At 34.1% G+C, this 14,126-nt stretch carries 11 protein-coding genes and 1 tRNA gene; 9 read left to right on the top strand and 3 right to left on the bottom strand.

Features of this window, described 5'->3' with window-relative positions; genetic code table 11:
- Window positions 1-4 precede the first annotated feature (4 nt).
- From RJ01_RS03135 to RJ01_RS03110, 6 genes are all read left to right on the top strand, one after another.
- Window positions 5-2,002: a DUF3488 and transglutaminase-like domain-containing protein gene (locus RJ01_RS03135; protein ID WP_034170022.1), complete on the top strand. Its 1,998-nt coding sequence runs from the start codon at window positions 5-7 to the stop codon at window positions 2,000-2,002.
- Window positions 2,003-2,049: 47 nt separating this feature from the next.
- A tRNA-Val gene (locus RJ01_RS03130) sits at window positions 2,050-2,126 on the top strand.
- 187 nt (window positions 2,127-2,313) lie between these two features.
- Window positions 2,314-3,516: a tyrosine-type recombinase/integrase gene (locus RJ01_RS03125; protein WP_034170021.1), complete on the top strand. Its 1,203-nt coding sequence runs from the start codon at window positions 2,314-2,316 to the stop codon at window positions 3,514-3,516.
- 34 nt (window positions 3,517-3,550) lie between these two features.
- The gene (locus tag RJ01_RS03120; protein WP_034170020.1) at window positions 3,551-4,477 is read left to right on the top strand and encodes a DUF6387 family protein; all 927 of its coding nucleotides are present in this window, start codon (window positions 3,551-3,553) and stop codon (window positions 4,475-4,477) included.
- A 286-nt stretch (window positions 4,478-4,763) separates the two neighbouring features.
- Window positions 4,764-4,961: a hypothetical protein gene (locus RJ01_RS16495; RefSeq protein ID WP_034170019.1), complete on the top strand. Its 198-nt coding sequence runs from the start codon at window positions 4,764-4,766 to the stop codon at window positions 4,959-4,961.
- A 97-nt stretch (window positions 4,962-5,058) separates the two neighbouring features.
- A complete protein-coding gene (locus RJ01_RS03110; protein ID WP_034170018.1) occupies window positions 5,059-7,044 on the top strand; it encodes a DUF3987 domain-containing protein in 1,986 nt (661 codons plus the stop codon).
- A 132-nt stretch (window positions 7,045-7,176) separates the two neighbouring features.
- Here RJ01_RS03110 and RJ01_RS15590 read toward each other — a convergent pair whose 3' ends face one another.
- Complete coding sequence (locus RJ01_RS15590; protein WP_052209065.1) at window positions 7,177-7,770, bottom strand: hypothetical protein; 594 nt, start codon at window positions 7,768-7,770, stop codon at window positions 7,177-7,179.
- A 509-nt stretch (window positions 7,771-8,279) separates the two neighbouring features.
- Complete coding sequence (locus RJ01_RS16490; protein WP_227504397.1) at window positions 8,280-8,957, bottom strand: DUF6988 family protein; 678 nt, start codon at window positions 8,955-8,957, stop codon at window positions 8,280-8,282.
- A gap of 586 nt (window positions 8,958-9,543) precedes the next feature.
- On the opposite strand from RJ01_RS16490, the gene RJ01_RS03095 reads away from it, so the two are divergent.
- The 3 genes from RJ01_RS03095 (at window position 9,544) to RJ01_RS03080 (ending at window position 12,283) form a co-directional block, all read left to right on the top strand.
- Entirely contained in the window at window positions 9,544-10,392 is an 849-nt protein-coding gene (locus tag RJ01_RS03095) for a serine protease (protein ID WP_052209064.1), read from the top strand.
- A 23-nt stretch (window positions 10,393-10,415) separates the two neighbouring features.
- Window positions 10,416-11,285: a BRCT domain-containing protein gene (locus tag RJ01_RS03090; RefSeq protein WP_034170017.1), complete on the top strand. Its 870-nt coding sequence runs from the start codon at window positions 10,416-10,418 to the stop codon at window positions 11,283-11,285.
- Between the two features lie 296 nt (window positions 11,286-11,581).
- The gene (locus tag RJ01_RS03080) at window positions 11,582-12,283 is read left to right on the top strand and encodes a hypothetical protein (RefSeq protein ID WP_034170015.1); all 702 of its coding nucleotides are present in this window, start codon (window positions 11,582-11,584) and stop codon (window positions 12,281-12,283) included.
- A 27-nt stretch (window positions 12,284-12,310) separates the two neighbouring features.
- On the opposite strand, the gene RJ01_RS03075 is transcribed toward RJ01_RS03080, so the two are convergent.
- The gene (locus tag RJ01_RS03075) at window positions 12,311-13,687 is read right to left on the bottom strand and encodes a HEPN domain-containing protein (RefSeq protein WP_034170014.1); all 1,377 of its coding nucleotides are present in this window, start codon (window positions 13,685-13,687) and stop codon (window positions 12,311-12,313) included.
- Between the last annotated feature and the right edge of the window lie 439 nt (window positions 13,688-14,126).

Raw genomic sequence — 14,126 nt, 5'->3', positions numbered from 1 at the left:
ATCTATGATTGATGGAAAAATCCGAATTTCGATCGTCTTGACCCTAGGCTTGATCATCCTTGCCCAAGTAGCTTTCATCCCGGTGCTGCTCAGCATTATCTTTGTCATTAGCCTACTGTGTATCTGGATTTTTCTTAAACGGCAAAAGCCATTTCCTAAAATAGGGACTTTTCTACTCACTGGTTTGGCATTAGGTAGTATTTATCTCAGCCACCAAAGTTTTATTGGAGTGGAGGCAGGTGTTGCAGTTCTTTCCACTTTTTTATTTGCCAAATCACTGGAAACGAAAAACCGGCGGGATCTGATTATCCTGTTTAATTTTGCGCTTTTTGTTGCAGCCAGTTCATTTCTATATAGCCAGTCTTTTGGTATGGCTGTTGTGATTATTCTATGCTTGTTGAGCTGTCTAATTGGTTTATACCGGATTCAGACCAGTGAGTTTCAGCAGAGTCAGCAATCACCACGTATAGCCTTGCAGCAAGATGCCAAATATGTTGGCAGCTTTGTGCTTTATGCTCTGCCGTTTTTTATTTTGTTATTCATCTTCTTTCCGCGTTTGCCACCGCTTTGGCATATCCCGATTCCAGAAAATAAAGGCGTGACCGGGATCGGTGATAGTATGTCACCGGGAGATATTGCTGAATTATCTCAATCTAATGCTTTGGCTTTCCGGATTATTGGTAATGTTAGTAAACTGCCGCCACGTTCAGAGTTGTATTGGCGGGCATTGGTGCTAGATGAGTATGATGGACAACGCTGGACCAGTAGCTTTATTAATCAGCAGCCTTTAATCCGTCAGCCTGGAGAAGTTGTTCCAGTATCCCCATCAGGGTGGAATTACCAATATCTGGCTGCTGATCCTTCTGTGTTCTGGGTGATGGGGCTGGAAAAATCGATGCCTTTGGAACGCCGTTATTATAATCGTCAGGATTGGAGTATCGTACCAAGGCGTTTGACCCAAAGGGTAGAACCGATTCATCTGCAATGGCTAGGTAGTCAAAATACTGAAAGTATTTTACCGGAGCAATTTGTTCAGCGACTGAATACCCAGACTCAAATCCATTTGGATACTCAGGCACAACAGTTGGCACAGCGTTTATATCTACAAAGTGGGGAGGATCCGCGACGTTATATCCGAACAGTCTTGAACTGGTACCAGCAAAATCATTTTGTATATACCCTGAAACCAGGTGTACTCGGCAAAAACCGGATTGATGAATTTCTGTTTAAATCCCGGCAGGGTTTTTGTGAACACTATGCTTCCAGTTTTGTGATGCTTATGCGATATGTGGGAATTCCGGCACGTGTGGTCACAGGTTATCAAGGTGGACAATTGGCACCCGATGGGAAAAGTTGGGAGGTTCGTCAGTTGGATGCTCATGCCTGGACAGAAGTCTGGATTGACCAAAGATGGCAGCGTTTTGATCCTACCGCAATGGTAGCTCCGCAACGTATTGATGATGGGATGCAAAACTTAATCTCGCAAGATGAGCGAGTATGGGCAAGTCATTCTGGTTGGACATCACAGCGTAATGTATGGCTGACCAAACTAAGAGTCTGGAGTGATTATGCAAGTTACCAATGGCAAAGTAAGGTCGTGGGCTATAATGCAGAATCTCAACAAGGCTGGTTAGCGAAGCTAGGTCTAAGTTCAGTTTATTCCAGTGTGATCATTCTCATATCCGGTATTGGCATACTCATATTGCTTTATATTCTAAAAATCTACCTTAAAGCTCGACAATTACAGTCACCCTTTGATTACTCCATTCAGCAATTTAATCAGACTTTAAAAAAAGATTTAAAAAGACAACCTGCAGAGACTTTTCACCAATGGATGTTAAGGCTATCTCAGCAAGTTCAGGATAAAGATCAGTCTGTATTTTTTGAAGCAATCAGACTATTTGAAAAATCAATTTATTCTGGTAGGGAATTCTCAGACCAAGATCTGAAACAATTCAAAGATTTGCTTAAAACTTGTACGTATATATTGAAAATTAAATGAAAAGGCTTGTCTTAGGATCGAAAAATTTATAATATGCCAAGCATTCTAGGTGTATAGCTCAGTTGGTTAGAGCGCTACGTTGACATCGTAGAGGTCTCCAGTTCGAGTCTGGATATACCTACCAAATACCTAAAACCATATAAACTTACTTAACTTTATATGATTTATAAAGCCTTGAATCTTAACGATTTGAGGCTTTTTTATTGCCTGAAATAAACTCATATAAACTTACTTACCTGAACTCTTCTTGTATCACTTTGTGTATCATGATCTAATATATGAACTCGTGATACAAATCTTGATGTAACTTTATGAAAAGAACAGAAATAAAGAAATTTCCTATGTCTGATACCACTTTGGCAAATTTAGAGTCTGAGGGGAAAGATTATCGTGTAAAAGATTCAGATAGCGGATTATATTTTGTTGTAAAAAAAAGCGGTACTAAATCTTGGCAATTGAGATATAAAAAAACTGATGGCGTGTGGTCTTGGTATGGTTTAGGAGCTTATCCTTCAGTAAGCGGAGCACTTGCTCGCAAATTAACGAATGAAATAAAGTTGAAACTCGCTAATGGGAATGAAATAGAAACTAAGAAATCCGTGAAGCAGCAAGCTAAAGAGATAGAAGGTAAGAAATTTAAAACACTTATGTCTGATTGGCTCGATACTAAAAAATCCCATTGGGACGAAGTTACATTTGATAAAGCTGTGAAATCGATTGAACGACATATTATTCCAGTTTTTGGACAGCGCAATTTTGCAAGTATTTCTCCTAAAGAGTGGTTTGATTTTTTTCAGGGGTTACAAAGGGATCATGGAATTTATACACAGGTAGAAAAATTGACATCTTATGCTCGGAATGCGTATGACTGGGCAAAGTTTCAGGAGAAAATTGTTTTTAATCCACTTGAAGGTATTACGAAGCATTTAGATAAAAATAATGGCGGAAATATGAAGTTCGTTGAAATTAATGAGCTTCCTGCTTTAATACATGCAATCAGAGGTTATCCAAAGCGTGATATGGCAATTGGCTTGGAGTTGTTAATTCGCTTATTCCCTCGTCCTGTTGAGCTACGTTTTGCAACATGGGATCAATTTGATTTAGAAAAAGCTGTATGGATTAAGCCAGCTGAAATAATGAAAAAAGGTATTGCTCATGCAGTGCCACTTTCAAAACAAGCTATTCAATTACTCAAAGAATTGGAAACATATAGAACAGAGTCAAATCTACTTTTTCCTAGTAGAGAAAGCTTGATCAAGCCGATCTCTGATAACACATTTAATCAAGCATTAAACCGTTTAGGGTATAAAGGGCGACAAAATCCACATGGTTTTAGGCATATAGCAAGCACAGAGTTGAATAATAAATATAGCGATAAGGAGCAGGTTGTAGAGGCTACCTTGGCGCATTTAAAGACAGGTGTAAAGGGGGTGTATGATAAGGGGGCACATTTTGAAGAGCGTATAGGTATGATGCAGTGGTGGTCAGATTATGTTGATGAGATAGTTGGTTGAAATATAATAAAAAAGTAATATTTTAGGATTTGTAATGGCAAAGTTTTATAAAGAAATACCAAAACTCTTTCAATTGGAGAAATACCAAGGCTTAGATAAATTCAATGCATGCGAATGGTTCTATGCTCTAAGCGGTAGGCAGATGATTTTTAATTATATTCACGATCCAATGTTAATTGATACTTTAGGTGAACTGTCTGATGGAGATAGAACAAAAGTATTAAAACAAGCTATTGAAAAAGTATTAAAAGATCCATTGGCTCTTAATTTTGATTTTAATTATATTAAAAAAAAATCTCAAAATGATGAATCAGTAAGAGTCTTCGTATTTGGAGATGATGAAGGTTCTGAGGAGTTTATGTGGGTTGATAAGTATCATTATCCACCAGCTAAACAAATGAAAAATATAGATTTAAGATATCTTAAGGCTGCTACTGATTTAAATGAAAATTATGATGATATGAATGTTGTAGATTCTATTTTTAAAAATAATGGTGTGATTAATCAGTATGCGGAAGTGCCAATTGTAATTAATCCATTTTTTTCTGATGAAATTATTATTGATGAAATTAGGGAATTATTAATTAAAATTAGACAAGAGAATAATATTAGCTATTCAAAAGTAATTAGTAATAAAATGTTGAAAGCTTGGGCACGATATAGGATTTTGGCTTATATGGATCTCTGGCTTTGGTCGAGAATATTTCTTGAAGAAAATGAAAAGTTTTCTTTTGCTACCTATCATAAAGCAATATTTCCAGATAATGCTAGAAATCAGTCTACGATTGAGAAAGAAGTGAAACCGCTTACAGATGAAATATTTTCCTATACCTCATCGGATACGTTTCATTATGAAGAACAAGAAAAACCCAAGTCGATAAGTATTATGGATCATTTACAAATTTTTGCTGCTGTGGAAAAAGCAAGATCTGAATCACGTGAAAGATCATATTATAAATAGGCATAACGAATCTTAAACATGACTTAATAGGAGTATAGTCATATATGTTTATATTCCTTTAAAGATATTCTAATTATACAAAAGCTTAAACAGTACCCTGTAAATTGCTATGTGCTCGAAATTGGATAGTAGTTAAAGACGGATTTCCAGTTTGATAGATATTTGCTTTCATTGGATTCAGCTGTAATTTTAAAAATGCGGGAAAAAAATGGGTGTGAATTCGCCGTATTTTTTTGTTTAATTTATTTCAAAATAAGTTCATAGCAAGTTCTATGGAGTTATATGAATGCTACCTATTCGAGTTACTTACAATCAGACGTGTGAACTTTTAAGTATCACACGCAATACCTTACGTGACATTAGGCTGAATGATCCTACCTTTCCAAAGGGATATAAAGCCGGATCATCACGGCAGGCGCCAGTTTATTTTGACTACAACGCACTAGTCGAATGGCATAAAAAAAATGAGGCGAAAAACGAATAATTTTTTTAACTTTACTTAAACAATTTTACTATCAGCTGCTTATTTGGTTTTGAGTGGCTGAGAGTATTTTATTATCTATATTGACTTGGTTATTTTCATGTTACAAAAAATTGAAAATCAGGATTTAAGCTGTAACTTAAATCCTGATTACACTGAAATCTTAAATCAACATTGTTTTAATCTAACTGAAAATGATTCAGAAAGAAAATCTAATTCTACAATATTTCGTTTTGGGAATCCTAGAGGTGGATTGTTTTTTTCAAAAGAAATTTGTATGAATAATATTGACTTATCTGGTCGTGTAGTATTCCCTCTAATGGTAAAAGGGGAAATCACTGGGTTAAACTTTCTGTCTGATAGTGCAGATAAAAAAGATTATATAGTTGGAAAAGGTAATCTAATAGTCAATTCTGATTTTGATAATTCAATTGTATTAGTTTGTGTGGATAAATACTCATTATTCAAGCTTTCTCATGCAAAGTATCCGATTATTTACGTATCAGAAAAAAATATTGATAAGTTAAGTAAAGCTGATTATCAGAATTCTCAGTATTATCTAGTATGTGCTAAACATGAGGAAAATGACTTTAAGCGAAAGTTAAGAAATTCATTTATTAAAGTTTTGGCATTGTCTATGCCAATTTGTGCGGTTGCTTCACCAAGTGAAGTGATTGCTGAGGTGGAAGAGATTTTATCTATTGAATATGATCGAAGTACTAAAGAGATTTCTTCATTTAGACCAAGTAAAATTTATGAAAATCCATATCCTATTAATGATTTGCCTGTATCTCTAAGGAATGCAATTCTTTGTATTCATGAGTATATAAAAGTCCCTATTGGTATTGCAGCAAACTCTGTTTTGTTCGCTGCAACTTATATTGCTCAAAGAAAAGTAGATGCATATGACATCAATGGTGGTGTAATGCCGTGCAGTTTGTATTTTCTTACAGAAGGCGAGAGTGGAGATAGAAAAAGTACTGCAGATAAAATGGCTATGAATGCTGTTTTAGCCTTAGAAGATGAAAAAATGTTGGAATACCAAAAGGCGTTGCAAGCATATCGAAATTCATCGCAACAAGTTTCTGAGCCTGTAAGTCCTAAAACATTATTTTCAGATACTACTATTGAACCAATTACATCTGGTTTTATTAACGGAGATTTTAGAAATATTGCTTTGGCATCTGATGATGCGGCTGAGCTTTTAAGTGGACATACTTTTAAATCTGATACTGCTAAGTCGAGTATGGCATTATTGGCTAAAATGTTTGACAAAGGCACAATTGAGCGGACTCGTTCCAAGGGAAATGTTAATGGTAGCGGTGTTGCATTTGGTTGTCGTATGAGTATTCATTTAATGGGCCAGCCTATTATCATTAAAGAGGTTGTTAGTGATAAAGCTATGTCGGGTATTGGTTTATTACCTCGATTTATCTTCACGGCACCTAAATCAATAGCAGGTACTAGATTAATTGACCAGAAAGAGCTATCGAAAAATATAAAAGAAGATTTGAGAATGCTTACTTACTGGGAACAATGTAAAAAATTACTTCGTGATGATACAGCATCTGATTTAAAGGAAAGTGATACTGAGCGAGGGAGATTAGCAATGACGTCAGAAGCAAAATCATTGTGGATTCGGTTTTATAATAAAATCGAGGTTGAACTTAAGCAACAAGGTAAATATAGCCACATTAAATCTTATGGTAGCCGTGCAGGTGAAATCATGATTCGTTTAGCGACAGTGTTTGCTTTTTTTGAAGAGAGGGTTGTGGTTGAAAAAGCGGATATCTATTCAGCTGCAATGATCATAATGCATTCATTAAATGAGTGGGCTAATTACGATCAAAAGCATGTTGTGCATTCGAAAAGTGACGATATTTTAAACTGGTTGATTCGAGAATATAAGAATGGAGAGGATAAAGTACTTAAATCTACGCTCAATCAATATATTCGCTCTATAAAATCTGCACGAATTAGAGATGAAGCTCTACAACCATTAATTGATACCCATTGTGTGTTTATTGAAAAGTTTGAGAATAAGGAATACGTATTGTTGAATCCTAAATATCATCTAATAGTCTAATTTTGCTTTAAAATATTGAATTATATTGATATGTCTTTAGATTTTATAATCTAATTTCACCTAAGATGTCTAATTGTATTGTTTAAATTAGACATCTTAGTTTTGTTTAGAAGGTGTAGTTTTTAAAATTAATTAAATATTATCAGTGTGTTGGGGTAGTTTAGTCATTTTAGACTGACCATAAGCTGCGATATTAGCTTCGCCTTTTTCCATGATTTCGCAATAAACATCAGCATATTCTTTAGCTAATCGTTCGTAAGTTTCCCAATGCATTCCAATTGGTCTTGGTGGAGGGGAACCCCATCTACCTTTGCCTTTCAGCTTCTTTTCTAATCGTTCAAGTTTATACATTGGTAGAAAATATTTTGATCGGTTTTGGCTTGGATATAAAAGTTTATGGCATTTTCTGCAGGCGAATAACTCTTCTTTAAGATAGAGCTTATCTACCCGTTTTTTACACCCTTTAATGGGGCAAATAAACCATACTCTCTTGCCTTCAAATTGAGTTTTTTGTTCTTGGTATCTAATATGATAAGCCCACTTTTCGGTTAGTTGATAGCCGACCAGAATCGTGGTTCCTGTAAAGAAAACTTGTACATGGAAGTCCTCGCCGTAATGGGAGGGAAATTTAAATGTCAATCCTTGATCTTCGTTAAGACTCAGAATTGGTTTAACTTGTTTCATCATGCTGAGATGGGGATAACGATTGGTAATATTTGAAGACATAGTTTCATAAACTCACAATAGAATTAGGATTCGGGACGTTCAAATGCTGAATTTCCCATTCGATTTAGGTTTATTGTGCGTTCCAAAAAATACTTAAAAGCTTTGATTTTCCTATTTTGATACATTGAAAGTTAAATTTAGTTGTATGGCAGGTTATGCTGTCGAAAAGGTGGGGAGTATATAATCAAGAGTGTGGTGTCATGTGCAGTAAATGCACCTGACAGTAAAAACACGGCGTAGTCTTTTGGCGTTTTAAGCTATTTTTTGTGGTATCTAGTTGTCACTGTAGTCTCTTATCAACCCTGTAACAAATTATTGGAGTTCACTCAAATACTTTATTACAGTTGCTAATCAGTCTGGAAATGACAGTCTTTTGTTCTCTGAACTTGTGAGTATATTGCGTATTGTTGATCTATATACAGGGCAATTTCATTATTCGTTTTTTCACATAATCCATTCTGTAGCATGAATTTTAGGTAATAAAAAACCTCTCGAAGGAGGTCTGGTTTCTACTTCGCAAAGTACTTCTCTACTCGTTCTTTAACTGCTGGATCAACATCCTCATCCAAAAAGAAACAAGGTCGATATTTATTAATCAAATGATGAATTAACTTTTGCTTGTCAGGCACTGTGTGTTTCAACATGATTTGAGAGGCGACAGTGATCAAGTTATTTGACTGGCGCATTAATGTAATCAGCATCTCATCCGTATACCCCATTACATCACGGGTAAAAGACTGCTTGCCAGTATGAACCAAGGAGTTAAGTTGCTTAAGGTGGTATTTTTTAAAAGCGCAGAGGTGATCAATTACTGGTTGTGCTGGAAGGTTGGCATTACTCAGCTTTTCAAGCATGTCATTTATCATTGGACAGGTATCACTTTCGAATTGCTCTTCAAATGTATAACTAAAATTCAACTTTGATATTTGGTGATTACTTGCAATAAACAAAAGCCAATATGCTCTGACTACTGCTTCAAATTGCGATCTAAGTAAAACCATGGCTTGAGTAGGTAGTCCAATGGCTAATAATCCATTTACTCCTATTCCGTGTTCAAAAGAGATGTAAATACACTGCTCTACTAACTCTAGTCTTGGACCACAATCAAGAACATCACTCTCTATGATTTCTTGTTTCAGCTCCATGATCATCTGAGTTGATAATTCAAAAAGTTTTTCTCTATTCATGTGTATCTATAATTTTAAAGTTTTAGTGATAATAATCTGTACTAATAAGAAATAAAAACCAAACTTCATATTGGTTGACTAAATATAGTGCCTTGTACTTCTCAATTACTGCAGAAACTAAGAGCAAATAGCATTTTTATTTTTTATTACATCAGTGATGTTTATGGATACTAAAGTTTTACCTAGTTATTTTTTGTAGTCTCATTTATAGGTCTGTAGGGGGAATGTTCTTTGATGCTATTTTGAGTGCACGAATGCGTAGAAGCGAATGATTTCATTGGCTTATCCTATATATCAAGTTATAAACCTGACACTAGGCAATTCCACAAAGATTGGTGATAGACTGAATAGGGGTGGAAATTTACCGCTATATAGGAAACGGCTGCCCAGAAGGACACTCTTTTCAGCCTGCCATAAAAGGCATAGCCAAATTTTACACAAAAAAATAGCCCATGATGGACTTTTTGCGCCTATATAACTCTTCAGGTTTCCACGCCTGACCACAGATTTTGCTGTAGTTTAAAAACTACAGCAGTGATACAGTGTATCAGTCAATAGGCTTTATAAGAAAAAATGGTGTTGCGAAGTGCGTGAATATTTAGCGGATAAATTGTATTACTCAACTTTTAAAATTAATGGGAATAATTCAACCGGAACAGGTTTTTTTTATATTTATAATTTTGGTGGACTGGCTAAAATTTTCTTAGTCACGAATCGGCATGTGGTAGAGCCAAATCAAAATGGATCAATTGATTTTCATTCTTCAGAATCTAGTTTTCCGAATAAAAAATTAAAATTAGGATCCAAAGTCACTTTAAGTTTTGATCAGACTAAATGGAAAGGTATGTGGAAGTTTCATTCTGATCCTAATGTTGATATTGCTATCCTAGATTTTACTGAAGTTGAAGCAGATATTGATAAACAAGGACTGCATGTTTATTACAAGGCAATGGATAGTCAGTTGTTAGTAAGTGCCGATGATTATCCTGATATATCTAGCATTCAACAGGTGGTTTATGTTGGTTACCCTAATGGTTTGATTGATAATCAAAATTTATTACCTATTGCACGCAGTGGATATACAGCTTCACCAATAAAATTTGATTTTGATGGGAAGAAAGAGTTCTTGATTGATTCTTTTGTTTATCCGGGTTCGAGTGGTAGTCCTGTCTGTATCCTTAATGAAGGCACTCCTTTTATAGATAGAAATAATACGGTTCATATGGATAAAACACGGTTCATTTTCCTTGGTGTTTTAACTAGGGTACAAACTGAACGACAAGCTAATAATCCTAATGAAGTAAAGCATTATTTAAATTTAGGGCATGTAGTTAAAGGCGAGTGTGTAAAAGAAACGATTGAGCATCACTTTACGATACAACAGCCATCGCCTAAGCCATCTACTGTAACGATCACTGGTCAGTTAAAGCGTTAGAATAATAATCTGAGGATACACAAGTGGATTTGGATCGACTGAATTACAATGCAAATCAAAGCAAATTAGGCAATTTATTTTTAGGTTTTTTTGAAGGTTTATTTTTAGACGGTCGTGTAAGGTTACAAGAAATTGAAGCATTAATTAAATGGGTTGAACACTATCCAGAAGCGGTAGAAGTTCCACATTTTGATACCCTGTACCAAGTATTAATGAAAGCTGCTGAAGATCCAGAGTTTTTATTATTACGTCATCAAGAAGTTCAATCCAGTTTAGATGTATTTAAAAACTCGAAATATTTTAAAGAGCATACTGGAGATGTACAGCGATTGTATGGCGTATTGGCTGGTTTATCCTGCGATCAGAATTACACAGATGATGAATTGCTCGCTTTAAATGTGTGGTTGAATCAACACGATTATTTAAAAGATGATCCGATTTATAAAGAATTATTAGTTGCTTTAAACCATGTACGAGTTTTAAACCGAGTAAGTGAAGACAGTAAAGAAGTTCTAAAAATTACCATCGGCAAGTATGTCCAACTGAATAATTTTGGTTTGCCAAATTTAGTCGTAACTATCACCAGTGAAAATAGAAACCCAGATTTTTATCACGGTAATGTTGAAATTATTGGTAAAACCATTTGCCTTACAGGTGCATCTAATCGATATACCAAAGCTGAATGGAAAGATGTCATTGAATCCAAAGGTGGTATTTTTAAAGATGATTTGACCAAGACTGCTGATTATCTCGTGATTTGTAATAAGGGAAATCCACACTGGGCACACATGAGCTATGGGCGTAAATTTGAACAGGCTTTGAAGTGGCAAAAGGACGGTGCAAATATTCGTATTTTGACTGAAGATGATTTTGTAAATGTATTAGAGGGATAGTGATGAAGCATAAAATTGAGAAGATTATTAAAGATGATTTAACGCATGTTAAATGCACACGATGTGGTACCGAAGACACCTTTCAAACATTTGATAATACTGATAAATTTAAACAGCGCACATTAGCAGGTGATTGGGAACTAGGCATGACAAATAGCCTTACGTGTAAAACATGTGATCGTACAACTCCATATTATAATTGGACTGTGACAGATTATTTTTATGAATAAAAAAGTCCTGAAAGGGGCTTTAATGTAAATGTTTAAAATTGAATTATTATAAATTAAGTGTGTGTAATGGATAAACTTTTAGATCTTGCAGAAAAACTCCTATCAAAACCAGAATATACATTTTGGGGATTATTTCTACTAATTCCAATAGCGATAGTGGTGTTTTGGGGGAAAGTAAAAGAAGCAGGAATGTTTAAAGATATTGGCTCATTAATTTCGCGGGATAGAAGAAATAAAATCACTCAATTAAAAGCTAGAATTGAACAAGGTAGTTATCTTAAACGTGAAAAAGCACTATTTGAATATGAGTTAAAAGTATATGAATATCAAGAGCTTTTGAAAACCCGTGAAAGCCATTTACCCACTTTAATATTTTTAAATGGATTTGAAAATTCAAGATCTGCAATGGATGCATATCATAATTGTAAAGGCTTTTTAAAATTCAATGATTTTGAAAATAGACTGGAACTTAAAAAAGCAATTAATCCTCAATTGGCTAAGTCTTTTGCACATGTAGGTGCAGTAATATTTTTCTCAATGTCTCTGGGGGCTTATGCATTAATGATGTTTTTTTTGTATTTGTATGATCAATTTGGTGTTGCAAAAAACTATGTAGGTTTATGGGCATTTTTTAATTTTCTTCTTATGCTTTTAATCATCTTTTGTGCGATGAAGATTATGAAATTCTTTATGAAAAGGCAGCAGGCTTTAAATATGCTGACTTTAACAAGAGTTAATATTAAATATAGTGACAATATTGAGAAATAAAAAAAGCCCCGAAAGGGGGCTAATTAATTACATTATTTTTAGATTTTGTGCAATTGGGATACATACATCAAAAGGTATATCTAATTCAGCTATAAGTGCTAAAAATAATAAGGCGTTAATAAAATTTGTGTATTGGTATAGGTCTCTGCTTTCAATAGAATATTCATTGGCATGAGTTATATCATTCCTGAGTTTAGTGATTTTTACTAACTCATCTTTTTTAAATAAAAGTGAGTTTTGTATTTCTATTGGAATTGAATCAAAGAAATCTGATAAACACTTTAAAGTGTTGTATTTCATTTGATTCGTTTTTTCAATTCTTTTGCTTAAGTCTTTAATGATGGACATTTTGCTATCCAATCTTTTTTTTAAGTACGTTCTAGATTTATTTAAAATCGATTTAAGTATTTCTTCATCTACATAAGATTGGCTTTTGAATGTTAGTTTTTCTAATAGTCTGAAAAATCCTAAAAATTTTTCTTCATCTGATTTCATTCTTTTATATCTTAAGTATTTAGTAAAAATTATTCTCTTATGCTCTGGTAGCTTATAGTAGTTATTGAAACAATCTAAAGGTAACTCTTTTAAATGAGTAGCATATCTGACTGAATTACGACCCAATGGAAGTAGTGGGTAGGTAATTTCTTTAATTTTAAAATCTGTTGGGAAATAGACACTTGAAGTCGACGAAAAGTTTTCAATAATATCTATACTAAGGGTGTTTATTTTGAAATCACTTCCAATAAAAAATGTCATTAGGTCATAAAACTTATTAAATTCTAAGTGTAGTTCACTTACTGTTTTAGAAGATTCAAATTGAAATAAAAGTTTAGGTGGATATTTTGATCCAATTCTAAATTCATCTAGGCTAAAGTGTTGTTCTAAATGATAATAAAGTATTATCCATCCATAACCTTCTATGTGACTAGTAAACTCAACTCTATCTTCACGCGAAATATCACGTGGATTTGAGCTTATTTTATGCATTAATTCTTCTTGCTTTTTGGTCAAATTTATCCATTTTGCAAATATTGATGCATCAATAGTAAATCCTGTTATTTCTTCATCATATTTTAATGATGTGCTGGAACATGTTATGAAACCAACATCGAATATGTATTCATAAAATGAAACATGATTTTGTTCTGGTCCAATTAAAGAAAAATTTGCTGAAGAACCACTGTATTTTAATTCATACAAATTAAAGTTCATGCGTAAGGTTGAACAGTAAATTATGATTGCCTTATGGAAATTATCTGAAGGGCGTCTTTCTGTCATAACTCGAAGTGAGCACTTCTTTGGAGAAAGTGTTAACTTTCCTGCAAATGATTGATTTTCATCTTCCACATTTACTTCAAAAGAATATTCTTCTTCTAATTTCAAAATACATTCACGATTGAACACAGCTTTACCCTTATATAACTAATTATTAAGAATTTATGGGAGGTATGATTGAGCAATAGCAATAGTTAATAAAAAAGCCCCAAAGGGGCTTAATTATCGGAGCTGAAAACGTGTCACGCCATGTACTGCATATTGAATATTTTGCTGTCATCCTTTTGTTACTATAACAGTTTATTTATAAAGCAACTACTGTGAACAAAAATACAAGGCTACATAAACAAGTACCTGTTAATGTGCCAACTAAAACCACATATTTTAAACCTTCAATTTGTGTTGATTGAGTTTATGTTGATTCTGGGCAATTGTGATGTGTGTCAGTTTTTGGCTTTCTTCAATTGACTTTAAAATGCGTTTGATCGTCTTATCATACAAGTACCACCCAAGCAAGAAAAGAGCAGCTAAAACATTCACTAAAATAAGAATAGCGATAGTTTTCTGA

Origin of the sequence: Acinetobacter sp. YZS-X1-1, assembly GCF_000804305.1 — a bacterium.
In the GTDB taxonomy this organism is placed as follows: Bacteria; Pseudomonadota; Gammaproteobacteria; order Pseudomonadales; family Moraxellaceae; genus Acinetobacter; species Acinetobacter variabilis.
Note: the sequence above shows the minus strand (reverse complement) of the source record. Positions and strands in the feature narration are given on the sequence as shown.